The organism is Corynebacterium variabile, from assembly GCF_006539825.1.
Classification (GTDB): Bacteria; Actinomycetota; Actinomycetes; order Mycobacteriales; family Mycobacteriaceae; genus Corynebacterium; species Corynebacterium variabile.
Genome location: NZ_BJNT01000008.1, coordinates 42033 through 61390, shown reverse-complemented (window position 1 = coordinate 61390; position 19358 = coordinate 42033). Strand labels below are relative to the sequence as shown.

Sequence of the window (19358 nt, the reverse complement as noted above, 5' to 3'; positions counted from 1 at the left end):
AGACCAGGCGTACCATAGTTTCACATGGTTACACGTCAGTTCCCGCACCCGTCCGAGATCCTTGAGCTCATGCAGTTCAAGAAGCCCGAGTTCAACGCGAAGAAGCGTCGGTTGGAGAAGGCCCTCACCATCTACGACCTGAGGAAGATCGCGAAACGCCGGACCCCGGCGTCCGCCTTCGACTACACCGACGGCGCCGCGGAGGGCGAGATCTCCCTCGCCCGTGCGCGCCGGGCTTTCGAGGATGTCGAGTTCCACCCGTCGATCCTCAGGGACGCCTCCCACATCGACACCACCACCGAGATCCTCGGCGGCACCTCGGCGCTGCCGTTCGGTATCGCACCGACCGGATTCACCCGCCTGATGCAGACCGAGGGGGAGATCGCCGGTGCCGGTGCCGCCGCGTCCGCCCGCATCCCGTTCACGCTGTCCACGCTCGGCACCACCTCCATCGAAGATGTCAGGGCCACCAACCCGGCCGGCCGCAACTGGTTCCAGCTCTACGTCATGAAGGACCGGGACATCTCCTACGGTCTTGTCGAACGTGCCGCGCAGGCCGGCTACGACACCCTCTTCTTCACCGTGGACACCCCCGTCGCCGGCAACCGCATGCGCGACACCCGCCACGGTTTCTCCATCCCGCCGCAGCTCACGGCGAAGACCATTCTGGACGCCATCCCCCGGCCCTGGTGGTGGATCGACTTCCTCACCACCCCGCCGCTGGAGTTCGCGTCCCTGTCCTCGACCGGCGGTACCGTCGGCGAGCTGCTGGATTCCGCGATGGATCCGACGATCAACTTCAAGGATCTCGAGATCATCCGGGAGATGTGGCCGGGCAAGATCGCCGTGAAGGGCGTCCAGAATGTCGAGGACTCGGTGACGCTCGCCGAGCTCGGGGTGGATGCCGTCGTCCTGTCCAACCACGGCGGACGCCAGCTCGACCGTGCCCCTGTGCCGTTCCAGCTGCTCCCCTCGGTGCGGGACGCTGTGGGCGATGACATGGAGCTCATCGTCGACACCGGCATCATGAACGGTGCGGACATCGTCGCCGCCATGGCGCTCGGCGCGGACTTCACCCTCATCGGCCGTGCCTACCTGTACGGGCTCATGGCCGGAGGACGCGAGGGCGTGGACCGCACCATCTCGATCCTGCAGTCCCAGATCGAGCGCACCATGAAACTGCTGCAGGTCAACACCATCGGTGAGCTGACCCCGGAGCATGTCACCCAGCTCTCCCGCTTCAACCGGGTGGAGAAGCCTGGCCAGCAGGTGCTGTAGCCCCGGTCATCGAGATCACGCCACGCCCATGGTGCAGGTCTCGGACGTGTTCGCATCATCGTGGGCGGGGACGGTCACTTCGGTGTGGTCGATGTCCCCGGGATCGCAGGTACCGTCATCGGATATGTTGCTGAGAACCGGTGGCGTCGAGGTCCGGGCGTCGGCAGGGGGTCTCGGAGGAGGAGTCGTCGTCCGACGAACATGCAGTCAACACGAGGGCGGCGACGGTGAGGGAAACGTCGAGGAATGGGAGGTGCAGCGCAGAGCGGAGAGAACGCATGGCCCCTCCCCACGGGAGCAGCACCCCGTCCCATGGGGCGTACACAATCATGACGGATCTGGCCTTGCCGTTGTCTGCGTCCTCCAGAAACGTGATGATCGGGTACAGATTCGGGTGACCGCAGGCACGGTGGCAGCAGTTGCCGCACCATGTGGGATACTGGAACGCGTGGCTGACAAGAAGAAGATCTCCAATGTCCTGGCTGACCGCTACGCCTCTCCTGAGCTGACCCGCATCTGGAGCCCCGAGGACAAGATCCTCGCCGAGCGCCGGCTGTGGATCGCCGTGATGAAGGCCCAGAAGGAGATGGGGGTGGATATCGCCGACGGTGCCGTCGAAGACTACGAGCGCGTCATCGAGACCATCGACCTCGCCTCCATCGCCGAGCGGGAGAAGGTCACCCGCCACGACGTCAAGGCCCGCATCGAGGAGTTCAATGCGCTGGCCGGTCACGAGGACATCCACAAGGGCATGACCTCCCGCGACCTCACCGAGAACGTGGAGCAGCTGCAGATCCGCCGCTCCCTCGAGATCGCCCGCGACAAGGCCGTCGCCGTCCTCGCCCGCATCGCGACCCGCGCCGGGGAGTACAAGACCCTCGTCATGGCCGGCCGTTCCCACAACGTCGCCGCCCAGGCCACCACCCTCGGCAAGCGGTTCGCGTCCGCCGCCGACGAGCTCATGCTCGGCATTGAGCGCATCGAGGACCTGCTGTCCCGCTACCCGCTGCGCGGCATCAAGGGCCCGATGGGCACCAGCCAGGACATGCTGGACCTTCTCGGCGGCGACGTGGACAAGCTCGCCGAGTTCGAGAAGAAGATCGCCGAGGAGCTCGGTTTCTCCCGCATCTTCGACTCCGTCGGCCAGGTCTACCCGCGTTCCCTTGACTTCGACGCCCTCTCCGCCCTGGTGGAGACCGGTGCCGCGATGTCGTCCCTGTCGATGACCATCCGCCTCATGGCCGGCAACGAGACCGTCACCGAGGGATTCAAGGAGGGCCAGGTCGGTTCCTCCGCCATGCCGCACAAGATGAACGCCCGCTCCTGCGAGCGCGTCGGCGGCATGCAGATCATCCTCCGCGGCTACATGACCATGGCCTCCGACCTCGCCGGTTCCCAGTGGAACGAGGGCGACGTCTTCTGCTCGGTCGTCCGCCGTGTCGCTCTGCCGGACGCCTTCTTCGCCTTCGACGGTCAGTGCGAGACCTTCCTCACCGTCCTCGACGAGTTCGGTGCGTTCCCCGCGATGATCGACCGTGAGCTGGAGCGTTACCTGCCGTTCCTCGCCACGACCCGTATTCTCATGGCCGCGGTGCGCGCCGGAGTCGGCCGGGAGACCGCCCACGAGGTCATCAAGGAGAACGCCGTCGCCGTCGCACTGAACATGCGCGAGAACGGTGGCGGACAAGACCTCGTCGCCCGCCTCGCCGCCGATGAGCGTCTCCCGCTGGACGCCGACGCCCTCACCGCGGCCTTGGCCGACCGTCACGCCTTCATCGGTGCGGCGGAGGACCAGACCGCCCGCGTCCTCGCCCGCGTCGCCGCCGTCGTCGCCAAGTACCCGGACGCCGCCGCCTACACCCCCGGCGATATCCTCTAGGGCGTTTCAGGACGGCGCCGGCGATCCTGCAGGGTTGCCTGTCCATGCTGGTCACAGCACGAATCTGTCGCATACGCTGGGGATATGACCACCGCACATCCGGGCGAAGCCCATCCGACCTCCGTCAACGCGAAACTCAACACCCTGCGGGCCGGGGTGCTGGGTGCCAACGACGGCATCGTCTCGACCTCCGCCCTGCTGCTAGGCGTCATCGCCTCCGGGGCGGGGTCCACCGCGATCTTCACCGCGGGCATGGCTGCTGCCGTCGCGGGTGCGGTCTCGATGGCTCTGGGGGAGTACGTTTCCGTCTCCGCACAGCGCGACAGCGAGAAGTCGTTGATCGCCAAGGAAACCGGCGAGTTGACGGACATGCCGGCCGAGGAGACCGAGGAGATGGCGGGGATCCTCCGGGGTTACGGCATCTCGGCAGAGACGGCGGAGAAGGCCGCCGCGGAAATCCAGGCGGGGGATCCGCTGCGGGCCCACCTGCAGCTGGAACTCGGTATCGACGAGGAGGACCTCACCAGCCCCTGGGCCGCGGCCGGATCCTCGGCGGTGTCGTTCATCCTCGGGGCGCTGCTGCCGATGCTGGCGGTCCTGATAGCCCCGCACAGTGTGGCTGCGGTCGTCGTGACCGTGGTGACGCTGCTCGCTCTCGCGGTGACCGGTGCAGTCTCCGCGCGGCTCGGCGGGAACCCGGTGGGGAAGTCCGTCGCCCGCCTCGTCATCGGCGGTGCACTGGGACTCGCGGCGACCTACGCGGTCGGCTCGTTGTTCGACGTCTGACGGACGTCTAGACGACCAGCGCGTCGAGCAGAAGCCAGGTACCGAAGACCGTGAGGAAGAGCCCGGAGGCCACACTGACCGCCATGCTCAGCCGGGGACGCGAGCGCAGCAGGGAGCGGGCGGCCACCGCCACGCCGGAGTAGACGACGAGGATCTCGAGGATGAAGATACCGCCGAGCAGGAGGATCTGGACACCGGAGGCCCAGCCTCCCTCGGTGAGGAACTGGGGGAGCAGGGCGAGCAGCAGCATGAGGCCCTTGGGGTTGATGCCGCTGACGCCCATGCCGTGCAGGTACTGCCGCAGACTGCCGCTGCGGTCGGCGGACTCTGTGCCCGTCACCGCGACGAGCGTCCCGTCGCCGGATGTCACCCCGAGTAGCGTGCTCACGCCGAGCCAGAGGATGTAGGACGCCCCGACCACGGTCAGTGCCGTGAGAATCCCGGGGGAGGACGCCACCACGGCGCCTACGCCCATGGCAATCACCGACACGACGACGACGTATCCACTGGCCAGTCCGAGGATCGGCGCAACGATGGACCGGGACCGGAGGCCCGCGGTGATGGCGTAGGCCCAGTCGGCGCCGGGCATGAGTGAGAAGAGGCCGGCGGTGAGTGCGAACTGGAGGACGAGTGCTGTTTCCACGCGTCACAAGTTTATTGCGGGTTCCCGGGGAGGTGTTCCTGAGTTTTCGTCGGTTGGGACGGTAACGTGCAATAATATTGCGTATGGATGCCGTTGACAGGGAAATAATGTCGTACCTTCAGCGGGACGGTCGGATGAGTGTCACCGATCTCGCCCGGAAGGTCCGGCTCAGCGTCTCCGCCTGCCACCGCAGGGTGAAGGATCTCGAGAGCTCCGGGGCGATCCGCGGCTACCATGCCGAGATCGCCCCCGAAGCGCTCGGACTGGGCTTCGAGGCTCTCGTCATGGTGACGATGGGGCGGACCGACCAGGCCACTGTCGCGGCCTTCGAGAAGGCGGTCGCCGCTGAGCCGGCCGTCATCTCCGCAGAGCGGCTCTTCGGCGAGACAGACTTCATCCTGCGGACGCTCAGCCGGGACCTCGCCGGCTACCAGGAGCTCTACGACACGGTGCTCGGCACCCTGCCCGGGGTGGAACGGCTGACCTCCACCATGGTCATGAAGCGCATAGACACCGGTGCCCCCGGTCCGCGGTTGTAGACGCGGGCCGGGGGGGGGGCATGGTGGAGTCGCTGCAGCGGCGGAGTACTACTCCACGACGACGAGCAGGTCGCCGCCCTCCACCTTGGTCGGCTGGGTCATGACGACGCGGGCGACCTTGCCGGCGACCGGAGCGGTGATCGACGCCTCCATCTTCATGGCCTCGATGACGGCCACGGCGTCGCCGGCCTCGACCTCGTCGCCGACCTTCGCGGTGACGGTCACCGCACCGGCGAACGGTGCGGCGACATGGCCGGCCACGGCAGGATCGGCCTTCTCGGCGGCGGCGGTGACGGACTCGACGGACCGGTCACGCACCCGCATCGGGCGGATCTGGCCGTTGACGTTCATCACGACCTGACGCATGCCCTTCTCGTCGGGCTCACCCACGGCATCCAGGCGCACCACCATCGGCGGGTTGCCCTTGATCCGCACGGCGGTCTCCTCGCCTTCCTGGAGGCCGTAGAAGAACTGGCGGTCGGTGAGCACGGAGACATCGCCGAACTGACGCTCGTGCTCGGCGAAGCCCTTCGACTCCTTCGGGAAGAGCAGGCGGCTCAGCGCATCACGACGCTCGTCGGAGGATTCACCATTGAGGTGCGCCTCCTCCTCGGCCGGAACCTCGGTGACGCGGGACGCGGTCGAGGCACGACCTTCCAGAGCCTTCGTGCGCAGCGGCTCGGGCCAGCCACCGGGCGGGGTGCCCAGCTCACCGCGCAGGAAGGCGATGACGGACGCCGGGATGTCGTACTTCTGCGGGTCCGCGGCGAACTCCTCGACGGTCACACCGGCACCGACGAGGTGCAGCGCGAGGTCACCGACGACCTTGGAGGACGGGGTAACCTTGGTCGGCCGGCCGAGCAGCTTGTTGACGCCCGCGTAGGCGTCCTCGATGAGCTCGAACCGGTCGCCGAGGCCGAGGGCGGTGGCCTGGGTCCGCAGGTTGGACAGCTGGCCACCCGGGATCTCGTGGGTGTACACGCGACCCGTCGGGCCGGCCAGTCCGGACTCGAAGGGGCTGTACAGGGTGCGCACGGCCTCCCAGTAGGGCTCCAGGGAGTTCACCGCGTCCAGCGAGATGCCGGTGTCCCGGTCGGTGTGTGCGAAGGCCGCGACGATGGCGGACAGTGACGGCTGGGAGGTGGTCCCGGCCATCGCGGCGGACGCGCCGTCCACCGCGTCCGCACCTGCCTGGGCAGCGGCGAGGTAGGTCGCGAGCTGTCCGCCGGCGGTGTCGTGGGTGTGGACGTGGACCGGCAGGTCGAAGTTCTTCCGCAGGGCGGTCACCAGGGTGGACGCTGCCTGCGGGCGGAGCAGTCCGGCCATGTCCTTGATCGCCAGGACGTGCGCGCCGGACTCCACGATCTGTTCGGCGAGCTTCAGGTAGTAGTCGAGGGTGTAGAGGTCCTCGGCCGGGTTGGAGAGGTCACCGGCGTAGGCCATGGCGACCTCGGCGACGCCGGTGCCGGTCTCCAGTACCGCGTCGATGGCGGTGCGCATCTGGTCGATGTCGTTGAGGGCATCGAAGATGCGGAAGATGTCTACACCGCTTTTCGCGGCCTCGGCGACGAACGAACGGCAGACCACGTCGGGGTACGGGGTGTAGCCGACGGTGTTGCGGCCGCGCAGCAGCATCTGGATGTTCGTGTTCGGCATGGCCTCGCGCAGCTGGCCCAGGCGCTCCCACGGGTCCTCGTGGAGGAACTGCAGGGCGACGTCGTAGGTCGCACCACCCCAGGCCTCGACGGACAGCAGCTCCGGGGTCAGCCGGGCGACGGCCTCCGCGGCGTCCACCAGGGCGGTGGTGCGCACGCGGGTGGCCAGCAGGGACTGGTGTGCGTCACGGAAGGTCGTGTCGGTGACGGCCAGGGCCTCCTGGGCACGCAGCTGACGGGCGAACTCGGCGGGGCCGACCTCGAGCAGGCGGTCGCGGCAGCCCAGCGGCAGCGGCGGCGCCATGAGACCTTCACCGGCGGTGGTCGCGTCCTTCACCGGCACGACCGACGGCAGCTTGCGGTGGGGGACCAGATCGGTCGGCCGCTCACCGTTTGGCCGGTTGACGGTCACGTCGGCGAGGTAGTCGAGCAGCCGTCCGGCCTCGTCGTCGGCCGGCGGGGCCTGCAGCAGCCACGGGTGGTCGGCGATGAAGGACGTGGAGATGCGGTGGTGCTGGAAGTCGTCCTCCCGCAGCAGGGCCCGCAGGAAGCCGATGTTGGTTGCGACACCGGAGACGGTGAACTCGTTGAGCGCGCGCTGGGCACGGGTGACCGCCTGGGCGAAGTCCGCGCCACGGCAGGTCATCTTCACCAGCATCGAGTCGAAGTGCGCGGTGATCTCGCCACCGAGGGACGCCGCACCGTCGAGACGCACGCCCGCTCCGCCCGGGGAGCGGTACGCGGTGATGACGCCGGTGTCCGGGCGGAAACCGTTGTTCGGGTCCTCGGTGGTGATGCGGGTCTGCAGGGCCGCACCGCGCAGCTCGATGCTGTCCTGGCTGAGGCCCAGATCCGCGAGGGACGCACCGGCGAGGATGTTCATCTGCGACTTCACCAGGTCGACGGAGGTGACCTCCTCGGTCACCGTGTGCTCGACCTGGATGCGTGGGTTCATCTCGATGAAGACGTGGTTCTCGTTCTCGTCGACGAGGAACTCCACGGTGCCGGCACCGTAGTAGTTGATCGACTCACAGAACTTCACCGCGTCCGCGCAGATCCGGTCGCGCAGTTCGGCGGAGATGTGCTGTGCCGGGGCGATCTCCACGACCTTCTGGTGGCGGCGCTGCAGGGAGCAGTCGCGCTCGAAGAGGTGGATGATGTTGCCCTGGGTGTCACCGAGGATCTGGACCTCGATGTGCTGGGGGTTGATCACCGCACGCTCGATGTAGACACGGCCGTCACCGAAGGCGGCGGCTGCCTCACGGGACGCCTCGGCAGCCTTCTCGGCCAGCTCGTCGGGGGAAGCGACGAAGCGCATACCGCGTCCTCCACCACCGGCGACGGCCTTGACGAACAGCGGGTAGGTGCGTCCTTCCGCGAAGGAGACGAGCTCGTCGATGTCCTCGCTGGGGGCTGAGTCGTCGAGGATCGGCAGGCCGGCTTTGCGCGCGGCCTCGACCGCGGCGGACTTGTCACCGGTGAGGTCCAGGGTCTCCGGGGACGGGCCGATGAAGGTGATGCCGTTGGCGGCACACTTCCGGGCGAGTTCGGCGTTCTCCGAGAGGAAGCCGTAACCCGGGTAGACGGCGTCCGCCCCGGTCTGCTTCGCGGCCCGGATGATCTCGTCGATGTCGAGGTAGGCCTTGACGGGCGACCCCTCGGTGCCGATGCGCACGGCTTCGTCGGCGAAGGAACGGTGGAAGGAGTTGCGGTCCTCGCGGGGGTACACCGCGACGGTCTGTGCACCGGTCTCGTAGGCGGCGCGGAAGGCGCGGACGGCGATCTCACCGCGGTTGGCGACGACGATCTTCTCGAAGGAGGGCAGTGAAGGGGAGGCCATGTGAGGCGCGTCCTTTCTGGTTGCGTGGAGTGGTACGCGAACCGCCCGCACTGGACCGGGTGGTGCCGGTGCCGGGGCGGGCGGTGTGCGATCCGTTCCCCAGGTTACTCAGGCATGGGGACCGGACAGTGGAGCAGGGGGAGTGGTCAGGCTTCAACCGACCGCTGTGCCTCGCCGTTGTAGGCGGACAGCGGGCGGATGAGGGCGTTGCTCTCGTTCTGCTCCGCGATGTGGGCGGTCCAGCCGACCACGCGGGCGATCACGAAGATCGGGGTGAAGAACGGGATGTCGATGCCGAGCATGTAGTAGGTAGGACCGGCCGGGAAGTCCAGGTTCGGCTGGATGCCGGTGCGCTTGTCCATCGCGGCCTGCATGTTCTCGTACATGTCGACCCACTTCTGGCCGTCGTGGTTGGCGGCGGTGCGGCGCATCGCGGCTTCCATCGACGGGACACGGGAGTCGCCGCGCTTGTACACGCGGTGACCGAAGCCCATGATCTTCTCCTTGTTGTCGGCCTTGTTCAGCACCCACTCCTCGGCCTTGGCCGGGTCATCGACCTCGAGGAAGTTGTGCATGACGGCCTCGTTGGCGCCACCGTGCAGCGGGCCCTTCAGCGCGCCGATCGCACCGGTGACCGCGGAGTAGGTGTCCGCGGTGGTGGACGCGATGACGCGGCCGGTGAAGGTGGACGCGTTGAAGGAGTGCTCCGCGTAGAGGGTGAGGGACTGGTCGAAGGCCTCGACGTCCGCCGGGTGGGTGGCGGGGGAGCCCTCTTCGTCACCGAAGGCCATGTAGAGGTAGTTCTCCGCGATGGACCGCTCCGGGTCCGGCGCGATGAATTTCTGGCCGCGACGGCGGCGCATGTCCCAGGCGATGACGGTCGGCATCTTCGCCAGCAGGCTCAGGCCGATGCGGCGGACACCGTCGCCGGAGTGGTCGTCGGCCTCGGGGTCCTGGGTTCCGAGCCAGGACGCCGCGGTGCGGCAGACGTCCATCGGGTGGCAGTCGTCCGGGAGGCCGGCGATGATGTCGAGCAGGGCCTGCGGGACCTCACGCTCGGAGCGCTCGGTCTTCGCGAAGGCGGCCTTCTGCTCCACGGTCGGCAGTTCGCCGTTCCACAGCAGGTAGGCGACATCCTCGAAGGTGCAGTTCGCGACCAGTTCCTGGACCGGGTAGCCGCGGTACGTCAGGGAGTTGGTCTCCGGGACGACCTTGGACACGGCGGTGTAGTCGACGACGACGCCGGCGAGGCCCTTCTTGATGTCGATGTTCTCTTCGCTCACGGTAGTGGCTCCTCTCATGGAGTGGGGTGGTCCCCCGTTGGGTGTGGTTGTGGTGCCGTGTGCCGGTCAGGCAGCGCTGGTAACTGCCGGCTCCTGCCGGCAGCTGTTACTTGCTGGGGTCGTAGCTCTCGCGGGAGTAGGTGAAGACGCCCTGGTCGAACTCGTTGTACTCGTCGTAACGGAGCAGTTCGTAGAGACGGGAACGGTGCTGCATGCGCTCCAGCCATTCCTTCTGCGTGCCGGTCTCGGCGATGTCGCCGAGCGCTTCCTCGACCTGGCCCATGGCGATACGCAGGGTGGTCACCGGGTAGATCACGGCGTTCATGCCGAGATCCTCCAGCTCCCGGGCGGACAACAGCTCGGACTTGCCGAACTCGGTCATGTTCGCCAGCAGCGGGATGTCCACTGCGGCGCGGAACTTCGCGAACTCCTCCGGGGTGTGCAGGGCCTCGGTGAAGATGAGGTCCGCACCGGCGTCGGCGTAGGCCTTGGCACGCTCGATGGCGGAGTCGATGCCCTCGACTCCGGCGGCGTCGGTCCGGGCGCAGATGACGAACTGGTCGTCGCGGCGCTCCTTCACGGCGGCACCGATGCGGCGGAGCATGACGTCGGTCGGGACAACCTCCTTGCCGTCGAGGTGACCGCAGCGCTTCGGGTTGACCTGGTCTTCGAGGTGGCAGCCGGCGACACCGGCGTCCTCGAACTCCGAGATCGTGCGGGCGGCGGACATCGGCTCACCGAAGCCCGTGTCGGCGTCCACCAGGACCGGCAGGTCAGTGGCGCGGGCGATCTGGCGTGCCCGGCCGGCGACCTCGGTCAGGGTGGTCAGCCCGATGTCCGGCAGGGCCAGATCAGCGGCGACGACGGCACCGGAGACGTAGACACCCTCGAAGCCCTTCTCCTGGATCGCGCGGGCGACCAGCGGGGAGAACGCACCCGGCAGGCGGGTGATCTCCGAGCCGTTCAGCGACGCGCGGAAAGCCCTGCGACGGTCGGTCGGGGTGACGTTGCTGGAGTACAGGCCCGTCATCAGAGGATGCCCTCGGGGATGGTCGGGGCCTTCGCCAGGACCTCGGGATCGAAGGTGACGGTGAGCTGGTCGAGCTCATCGGCGCCGAGGGACGCGGCGTTGCGGGCGGCCTCCAGGAAGCGCTCCTGCTCCTTCTCGGCGACAAGACCATCGGCCAGCTTGCGGAACTTGCCCTCGTACTGGGAGCGGTCGAAGGGGTGCTCGCCCAGCGGGTGGGCGTTGGCGACGGCCAGCTCGTCCTCGATGACGGTGCCGTCCTTGAGGGTGACGACAGCCTTGGCGCCGAAGGCCTTCACCTGCGGGTCGTTGGAGTGGTAGCGACGGGTCCACTCCGGGTCCTCGACGGTGGAGATCTTGTTCCACAGCTCGATGGTGGACGCGGTGTGGGCGCGGTCCGGGGAGTAGGAGGTGTTGTAGTCCCACACGCCGTCCTCGAGGGCCACGGCGAAGATGTACATCACCGAGTGGTCGAGGGTCTCGCGGGAGGCGTCCGGATCGAACTTCTGCGGGTCGTTCGCACCGGTACCGATGACGTAGTGGGTGTGGTGGCTGGTGTGCAGCACGATCGACTCGATGTCGTCGAGACTGCTGATCTGGCTGCGCAGGCGGAAGGCCAGGTCGATCGGGGCCTGGGACTGGTACTCCGCGGAGTGCTCCTTGGTGTAGGTGTCCAGGATGCCGCGCTTGCCCTCACCGGCGGCGGGCAGCGGCACGGTGTATTCGGCGTCCTTGCCGTCGAGCATCCAGGCGATGAAGCCGTCCTCACCCTCCCAGATCGGGGCCGGGGCACCCTCGCCGCGCAGTGCGCGGTCGACGGACTCGATGGCCATCTTGCCGGCGAAGGCCGGGGCGAAGGCCTTCCAGGAGCTGATCAGGCCCTTGCGGGACTGACGGGTGGCGGTGGTGGTGTGGAGAGCCTGGCCGATGGCCTGGTAGATGGTCTCCGGGTCCAGCTTGAGCATCGCGCCGAGACCGGCGGCGACCGACGGGCCGAGGTGGGCGACGTGGTCGATCTTGTGCTCGTGGAGGCAGATGCCCTTGACCAGGTCGACCTGGATCTCGTAGCCGGTGACGATACCGCGGATGAGGTCCTCACCGGTGAGGCCCTTGGCGGCGGCCTGACGCTGGGCGACGGCCAGGATCGGCGGGATGTTGTCGCCGGGGTGGGAGTACTCGGCGGCGAGGAAGGTGTCGTGGTAGTCCAGCTCACGGACAGCAACGCCGTTGGCCAGCGCGGCCCACTCGGGGGCGAAGGTGCCGGGGACACCGAAGACGGTGGAACCGGGGGTCTGCGGGCGGGACAGGGCCTGGGAGCGGGCGGTGCTCGGCGGGCGACGCAGCACGGAGGCGACAGCGACGGAGGCGTTGTCGATGATGCGGTTCACGGCCATATCCGCCGACTCGGTCGGCACGGCCACCGGGTCAGCGGCGACCTGTGCGATCTTCCACGCGAGGTGTTCGCTCTTGGGGAAGTCTTCGGCGGACGGGTGGACGCGGACGATGTGGTTCTCCACGGAGGGAATCTCCTTTGTGACAGTGGACACAGGATGTGATGTGGGTCCCACTATTCCATCTGACCCGGAGAAAATGTTCACGAAAGTAATTGCGGGGGTGACGCGTTTGTCACACGTTGTGGTGTGACGCGGTTGATCACACACTTTCGTGGGTGAATGGTGATGTGGAGTGGAATCCGCAACTGTGCAGGTGAGGAGGCTTCTGTGGTGCGTCCGGGCGTGGCCGTCGCGAAGATTTCGGGCGATCTGCGGATTTTCTTCCCGTGGGGGTGGTGGATTCAGCAGTAGTTCTGTATAAGAACCAACCCGCCCCTCGGTCCTGTCTTCCCGATCCCCGCCCCCTCAGGCTGCCGGGTATGAGTGTATCGACGGCGAACTACCGGGTACATGCCTGGCAGGGGAGTGATCACCAACCGGGGGTGCCCGCCGGCAGCCAGGTCGGAAAGCCTGCGCTGCCGGTGCGACCCGACCGGGTGGTCAGGGTGGCTGATTCCACCCTCCCCGGGTCGCACCTGGCGCGGCACTAACCCTGGTACAGCGGCAGCGTGCCACCCGGGATCGACTGGATGAGCCGACGGGTGTACTCCTGCTCAGGGTTGTCGAACAGGTCGTCCGTCTCCCCACGCTCGACGATCCGGCCGGACTTCATGACCAGCGTCTCGTCGGCGATCTGCTTGACCACCGCGAGATCGTGGGTGATGAAGAGATAAGTCAGGCCCATCTCCTCCTGCAGATCATTGAGCAGGGACAGCACCTGGGACTGCACCAGCACGTCGAGCGCACTGACCGCCTCGTCGAGGATCAGTGCCTCCGGGCCCAGCGCCAGCGCACGGGCGATCGACACACGCTGACGCTGACCGCCGGAGAGCTCCCCGGGGTAGCGGGCCAGCATCGACGACGGCATGGCCACCAGGTCCAGCAGTTCGCGGACGCGGGCCTCCTGCTCCTTCTTCGAACCGACCTTGTGGATCTTCAGCGGCTCGGCGATGGTGTTGAACACCGAGTACATCGGGTCCACCGATCCGTAGGGGTTCTGGAACACCGGCTGGACGCGGCGCCGGAACGCCAGTTCACCGGCCCGGTCCAGGTGGGTGATGTCGGTGCCGTCGAAGGTCACCGTGCCACTGGTCGGCTCCAGCAGACCGAGCACCATCTGCGCGACTGTGGACTTGCCCGAGCCGGATTCGCCGACGAGCGCGAGTGTATGGCCTCTGCGCAGGAAGAAGTTCACGTCCTCGGCGGCGGTGAAGTCCTTCTTCCGCCAGGGCCTGTCACCGGGAACCTGGTAGATCTTCGTCAGACCGGAGACCTCGATGAGGTTGGGGGACGCCTCATCCGCAGCGTCCACCGCAGCGTCCTCCCCGGCATCCCGGAGGGGTTCCTCGATGTCCAGGTCGATGCGACGCGCAGTGACCGACGGGGCGGACGCGACGAGCTTCTGCGTGTACGGGTGCTGCGGGTTCTGCAGGATCTCCAGCGACGGGCCAGCCTCCACGATCCGGCCCTGGCTCATGACGATGATGCGCTGGGCGCGCTCCGCCGCCAGGCCGAGGTCGTGGGTGATCAGCAGCACGGCGGTGCCGAGCTCCTCGGTCAGCTCCTGGAGGTGGTCGAGGATCTGCTGCTGGACCGTCACGTCGAGCGCGGAGGTCGGTTCATCGGCGATGAGGAGCTTCGGACGCGCCGCCAGACCACAAGCGATGAGTGCACGCTGGCGCTGACCACCGGAGAACTGGTGCGGGAACTGGTCGATGCGTCGGTCTGCCTCGGTGAGCCCGGCCTCCTCCATGAGCTCGACGGCCCGGTCGTGCGCCGCGGAACCGGAGGCGACGTTGTTGGCCTTCAGCGCCTCCTTGATGTGGTGGCCGATGCTCCACACCGGGTTGAGGTTGCTCATCGGGTCCTGGGGGACCAGGCCGACCTCGGAACCGCGGATCCCGGTGAACTCACGCTCGGAGAGGTGGGTGATGTCGCGGCCGTCGAAGGTGATGGTGCCGTCGGTGACCTGGCCGCCACCGGGCAGCAGCCCCATGATGCCCATCGCGGTGGTGGACTTGCCCGAGCCGGACTCGCCCACCACGGCGACCGTCTCGCCGGGCCAGATGTCGAAGTTGACGTCGAAGACCGTCGGCAGCGGGTTCTTCCGCGTACCGAAGGCGATGTCGACGTTGCGGAGGGAGAGCAGGGGAGAGGTTGCGTCACTCATCGGGTGCGCTCCTTCGGGTCGAGGGCGTCCTTGAGGGTGTCGCCGAGCAGCATGAATCCCAGCACGGTGATCGCCAGCGCGCCCGCCGGGTAGAACAGGATCTCCGGGGCGACGCGCAGCGTGGACTGCGCGGTGGAGATGTCGTTGCCCCAGGAGACGGTCTCCGGGGGAAGGCCGATGCCCAGGTAGGACAGTGTCGCCTCGGCGACGATGTAGATGCCCAGGTTGGTCGTCGTCATGACGATGATCGGCGCCAGACAGTTCGGCAGGATGTGCTTCACGAGAATGCCGGTTCTCGACAGTCCCAGGGCGCGAGACGCCTGGACGTAGTCGTTGTTCTTCGTCTGCATCACCGCGCCACGGACCATGCGGGCCATCTGCGGCCAGCCGAACAGCGAGAGCACCAGGACCACGGTCCAGGTGGTGCGCACGTCGAAGGCCTGCATCAGCACGATGCCGGCGAGCAGCAGCGGGATGGCGAAGAAGATGTCGGTGAGGCGGGAGAGGACCGCGTCCACCCAACCACCGAAGTAGCCGGCGACCGCTCCGACGATGATGCCCAGAACGGTCACGGCCAGCGTCGTGAGGACACCGGTCGCGATGGACGCGCGGGCACCGTAGATGGTGCGGGCGTAGACGTCATACCCCTGCTGCGTGAAGCCGAAGGGATGGCCGGAGCGGGCGCCCTCGAGGGAGTCCTCGAGGTTCGCGGCCCGCGGGTCGGTCCCGGAGAACAGTCCCGGGAACAGGGCGACCAGCAGGACCAGGGCGATGATGACGACGGAGACCCAGAACATGGGTCGGCGACGCAGGTTGATCCAGGCCGATCCCCAGATACCGCGGGGAGCCTCGTCGGGCAGGAGCTGGTCGCGGGTCAGGACGTCGGTGGTCTCGACCTCGGCGACCCAGCGGCCGTCACGGTCGAGGGGCGTGGGGCGTGTGTTCTTGTTCGTGGAATCAGGCATAGCGGATCCTCGGGTCGAGCAGGGCGTAGAGCAGGTCGATGATGAGGTTGGAGAGCACGAAGATGATCACCAGGACGGTGACCACGGAGACCACCGTCGGGGATTCCCCGAGCTTCACCGCCTCGAAGAGCAGTCCGCCGACACCGTGGATGTTGAAGATGCCCTCGGTGACGATCGCGCCACCGAGCAGGGCGGCGAAGTCGGCGCCGATGAAGGTGACGACCGGGATGAGCGAGTTACGCAGCACATGCGCGGCGATGACCTTCGGCCGGGACAGACCGCGGGCCGAGGCGGTGCGGACGTAGTCGGCGCGCAGGTTCTGCGCGACCTCGGACCGGGTGAGTCTCAGGACGTAGGCGAAGGAGACCAGTCCCAGCACGAACGCGGGCAACAGGAGTCTCGTGAAGGACCCGTGGGAGCCGACGGTCGGTGGGACAATGCCCCACTGGATACCGAAGAGGAACTGGCCGACGAAGCCGAGCACGAAGATCGGGATCGCGATGATGATCAGGGAGACGACCAGGAGGGTCGAGTCGAACCAGCCGCCCTTCTTCAGACCGGCGACGACACCGAAGCCGACACCGAAGACGGTCTCGATGACCAGAGCCATCAGGGCCAGCCGGATGGTGATCGGGAAGGCCTCGGCGAGCACCGTGGTGACCTCGCGTCCGGAGAAGGTGAGGCCCAGATCGCCCTGGAAGATACCGCCGAGGTACATGAGGTACTGGACGATGAAGGGCTTGTCGAGGTGGTACTGCTCGCGGATGGACTCCAGCACCGCCGGGTCGGCGGCCTTGTCGCCGGCCAGGGCCAGGACAGGATCACCCGGGGTGAGGAAGACCATCGCGTAGATGAGGAAAGTGGCCCCGAGGAAGACGGGGATGAGCTGGAGGAGTCGTTTACCGAGATACCACCACATGTCAGTTCACATCCTTGGTGATCTCGGTGTACACGGGCATGCCGAGCCAACCGGACTCGACGTTCTTCAGGTCCGGGTTCCAGGCGGTGGAGGCGGAGTAGTACCACAGTGGGATCTGCGGCAGGTCCTGCATGAGGATCTCCTGCGCGTCGTTGTAGATCGGCTGTGCCTCTTCGGGGCTGGACTGTGCCGCAGCCTCGGCCAGGAGCTTGTCGAAGTCCTTGTTGGAGTAGTCGCCGTCATTGGCGGAATCGCCGGTGCGGTAGTTCGAGACGAGGAAGGACGCGATGGACGGGTAGTCGGCGTTCCAGCCGGAGCGGAAAGCCGCGCCGACGGTGCCGTTGACGACGTCGTCACGCATGGCCTTGAACGTCGGGTAGGCCTTGCCGGTGGCATTGATGCCCAGGTTCTGGCGGACGCTGTTGGTCACCGCCTCCACCCACTGCTGGTGGCCGCCGTCGGAGTTGTAGGCGATCTGGAACTTCTGACCGCCCCACGGGTTGATCTTGTTCGCCTCCTCCCACAGCTCCTTCGCCTTCTCCGGCTGGTACGTCAGGACCTCCTTGCCCTTGATTTCCGGCAGACCGCCGGCCAGGGTCGGGGCGCCGAAGTCCTCGGCGATCTGGCGGGCGCCGAAGTACACCTTGTCGATGATCAGCTGCCGGTCGATGGACATGGAGATCGCCGCACGGCGCAGGCGTCCCTCCTCATCCGTGGCGAAGCCGGGCAGGTTCTCCGGGATGGTGAAGTTCTGGATTGCCGCGTACGGCTTGTCGTCGTGGGAGTCCGGGAAGTCTTCGGTGTAGGTCGGGTAGGCCTCAGGGGCGACAGTCTCCCGCATGTGGTCGAGGTCGCCGGACTGCAGGTCGGCGTAGGCCGTGGTGGGGGAGGAGTACATGATGAAGGCGATGCCCGGGTTCTTCGGGACGTCCTCACCGGGGTAGTCCGGGTTCTTCTTCAGGGAGATCGCGATGTTGTGCTGCCAGGCGTCCTGGCCGTCCATCATGTACGGGCCGTTGCCGACCGGGTGCTCGCCGAAGCTCTTCGGGTCGTCGAAGAAGACCGAGGGCAGCGGGACGAAGGAGGAGTAGCCGAGCAGCAGCGGGAAGGTCGAGTCCGGCGCGGAGAGCGTGACGGTGAATTCGGTGTCGCTGATCTTCGTCAGGCCGGACATGGTGTCTGCGGTGGGTTCGGTGATGACGTTGCCGTCGGCGTCCGTCTCCCCGGCGACCTCGGTGTAACCCTTGATCGGGGCGAAGAAGGCGGACTGCAGCTGGGCATTGGCCGGGTCGACGGCCCAGTTCCAGGCGTCGATGAAGGAGTCCGAGGTGATCTTCTCACCGTTGGTGAAGCTCCAGTCCCGCAGCTTGATGCGGAAGGAGGTCGAGTTTTCGTTCGGGGTGATCGATTCAGCGACCGCGTTGCGTGCTTCGCCCTCCGGGGTGTACCGGGCGAGGCCGGTGAAGAGGTTCTCGATCACCTGGCCGCCGTTGATCTCCTGGGTGTTGGTCGGGATCAAGGGGTTCTGCGGCTCACCACCGAAGAAGGTGATGTAGTCGTCCGGCACCTTGGAGTTGTCGTTCATACAGGCGGTGAGGCCGAAGACCACGGCCACGCTGGTGAGCAGTGCCGAGATGACGCGGGGTATGTGACCGGGGAGCCTGGTGCGGCTCATGTCGGTGCCTTTCGTCAGAAGGGGTAGGGGGCCCGGGGCCGATGGAGACGGTCGGGGACATCTGGTTGCTGGATCACGACGACCGGGGTCGTGAGATCCGGACCACAGTTACTTTAGAGTTACCAGGGGTGCACCGGATATTCATCCGGGAAGACGCCCGGCGTAGGCCGTGTGATGTCTGCCACCCGGCTGTGGGGTGGCCACGTGGAGATCGGCTGGCATGGGGGCTAAACTGTGCCCCCATGCGACCTGACTTGTCCGAGTACACGCACTTTTCCGCAGGTAAAGTGCGCGAGATCTACGAGATCGACGACGCCACCCTCCTCATGGTGGCCACCGACCGGATCTCCGCCTACGACTACGTCCTGGACACCGACATCCCTGACAAGGGACGCGTCCTCACCGCGATGAGCGACTTCTTCTTCGACGCCCTGGACTTCCCGAACCACCTCGCCGGTTCCGCCGACGATGAGCGGATCCCGGAGAAGGTCCTCGGGCGGGCAATGGTCTGCCGCAAGCTGGAGATGCTCCCCTTCGAGTGCGTCGTCCGCGGCTACCTCACCGGGTCCGGGCTCAAGGAGTACCGGGAGAACGGCACCGTCTGCGGTGTCGAGCTGCCCGAGGGTCTCACCGAGGCGTCCAAGCTGCCGGAGCCGCTCTTCACCCCGGCCACCAAGGCTGAGATCGGTGACCACGACGAGAACGTCTCCTTCGACCGGGTCGTCGCTGACCTGGGGCAGGAGCGCGCCGAGCAGTTGCGCGAGGCGTCCATCAGCATCTACAGCCAGGCTGCGGCCATCGCCGCCGAGCACGGCATCATCCTCGCCGACACGAAGTTCGAGTTCGGTCTGGACGCCGAGGGCAACCTGGTCCTCGGCGACGAGGTCCTCACCCCGGACTCCTCCCGCTACTGGCCGGCGGACACCTACGAGGAGGGCAAGGTCCAGCCCAGCTTCGACAAGCAGTACGTGCGCAACTGGCTGACCGGCCCGAAGTCCGGCTGGGACATCAAGTCCCAGACCCCGCCGCCGGAGCTGCCCGGTTCGGTCGTCGAGGCCACCCGCGAGCGTTACATCGAGGCCTACGAGCGGATCTCCGGCAACCGCTTCGCCGACTGGATCGGCACCTGCGCGGGCTACTGAGCCT

At 67.0% G+C, this 19358-nt stretch carries 14 protein-coding genes; 5 read left to right on the top strand and 9 right to left on the bottom strand.

The features are described 5' to 3' along the window. Nucleotides 1-24 precede the first annotated feature (24 nt). From CVA01_RS05650 to CVA01_RS05640, 3 genes are all read left to right on the top strand, one after another. Nucleotides 25-1278 carry an alpha-hydroxy acid oxidase gene (locus CVA01_RS05650; RefSeq protein ID WP_014009088.1) on the top strand — a complete coding sequence of 418 codons (1254 nt, stop codon included), beginning with the start codon at nt 25-27 and terminating at the stop codon, nt 1276-1278. A gap of 448 nt (nt 1279-1726) precedes the next feature. Further along, a complete protein-coding gene (purB, locus tag CVA01_RS05645; protein ID WP_141329287.1) occupies nt 1727-3157 on the top strand; it encodes an adenylosuccinate lyase in 1431 nt (476 codons plus the stop codon). Nucleotides 3158-3241: 84 nt separating this feature from the next. Next, nucleotides 3242-3943: a VIT1/CCC1 transporter family protein gene (locus tag CVA01_RS05640; RefSeq protein ID WP_141329285.1), complete on the top strand. Its 702-nt coding sequence runs from the start codon at nt 3242-3244 to the stop codon at nt 3941-3943. A gap of 7 nt (nt 3944-3950) precedes the next feature. Here the strand turns inward: CVA01_RS05640 and CVA01_RS05635 are convergent, their stop codons facing one another. Then, entirely contained in the window at nt 3951-4586 is a 636-nt protein-coding gene (locus tag CVA01_RS05635; RefSeq protein WP_014009091.1) for a LysE family translocator, read from the bottom strand. Between the two features lie 83 nt (nt 4587-4669). On the opposite strand from CVA01_RS05635, the gene CVA01_RS05630 reads away from it, so the two are divergent. Further along, nucleotides 4670-5125, top strand: a complete 456-nt coding sequence (locus tag CVA01_RS05630; protein ID WP_041629798.1) for an Lrp/AsnC family transcriptional regulator — start codon at nt 4670-4672, stop codon at nt 5123-5125. A gap of 48 nt (nt 5126-5173) precedes the next feature. On the opposite strand, the gene CVA01_RS05625 is transcribed toward CVA01_RS05630, so the two are convergent. From CVA01_RS05625 to CVA01_RS05590, 8 genes are all read right to left on the bottom strand, one after another. Further along, entirely contained in the window at nt 5174-8620 is a 3447-nt protein-coding gene (locus tag CVA01_RS05625; RefSeq protein WP_073884610.1) for a pyruvate carboxylase, read from the bottom strand. A 146-nt stretch (nt 8621-8766) separates the two neighbouring features. Further along, on the bottom strand, nt 8767-9921 hold the full coding sequence (locus CVA01_RS05620) for a bifunctional 2-methylcitrate synthase/citrate synthase (protein ID WP_141329283.1): 1155 nt from the start codon (nt 9919-9921) through the stop codon (nt 8767-8769). Nucleotides 9922-10009: 88 nt separating this feature from the next. Continuing rightward, nucleotides 10010-10933, bottom strand: a complete 924-nt coding sequence (gene prpB / locus CVA01_RS05615) for a methylisocitrate lyase (RefSeq protein ID WP_014009095.1) — start codon at nt 10931-10933, stop codon at nt 10010-10012. Continuing rightward, on the bottom strand, nt 10933-12447 hold the full coding sequence (locus tag CVA01_RS05610) for an MmgE/PrpD family protein (RefSeq protein ID WP_141329456.1): 1515 nt from the start codon (nt 12445-12447) through the stop codon (nt 10933-10935). The genes prpB and CVA01_RS05610 overlap by 1 nt, the downstream gene beginning before the upstream one ends. Nucleotides 12448-12970: 523 nt before the next feature. After that, complete coding sequence (locus tag CVA01_RS05605; RefSeq protein WP_141329281.1) at nt 12971-14653, bottom strand: dipeptide ABC transporter ATP-binding protein; 1683 nt, start codon at nt 14651-14653, stop codon at nt 12971-12973. Beyond that, nucleotides 14650-15618, bottom strand: coding sequence for an ABC transporter permease (locus CVA01_RS05600; protein ID WP_141329279.1), 969 nt, complete (start codon nt 15616-15618; stop codon nt 14650-14652). The genes CVA01_RS05605 and CVA01_RS05600 overlap by 4 nt, the downstream gene beginning before the upstream one ends. Continuing rightward, nucleotides 15611-16537: an ABC transporter permease gene (locus CVA01_RS05595; protein WP_014009099.1), complete on the bottom strand. Its 927-nt coding sequence runs from the start codon at nt 16535-16537 to the stop codon at nt 15611-15613. Before CVA01_RS05595 ends, CVA01_RS05600 begins: the two co-directional genes overlap by 8 nt. A gap of 1 nt (nt 16538) precedes the next feature. After that, nucleotides 16539-18212, bottom strand: a complete 1674-nt coding sequence (locus CVA01_RS05590) for a peptide ABC transporter substrate-binding protein (RefSeq protein ID WP_141329277.1) — start codon at nt 18210-18212, stop codon at nt 16539-16541. Nucleotides 18213-18454: 242 nt separating this feature from the next. Here CVA01_RS05590 and CVA01_RS05585 point away from each other — a divergent pair, with 242 nt between their 5' ends. Beyond that, on the top strand, nt 18455-19354 hold the full coding sequence (locus tag CVA01_RS05585; protein WP_041629802.1) for a phosphoribosylaminoimidazolesuccinocarboxamide synthase: 900 nt from the start codon (nt 18455-18457) through the stop codon (nt 19352-19354). The last annotated feature ends 4 nt before the right edge of the window (nt 19355-19358 follow it).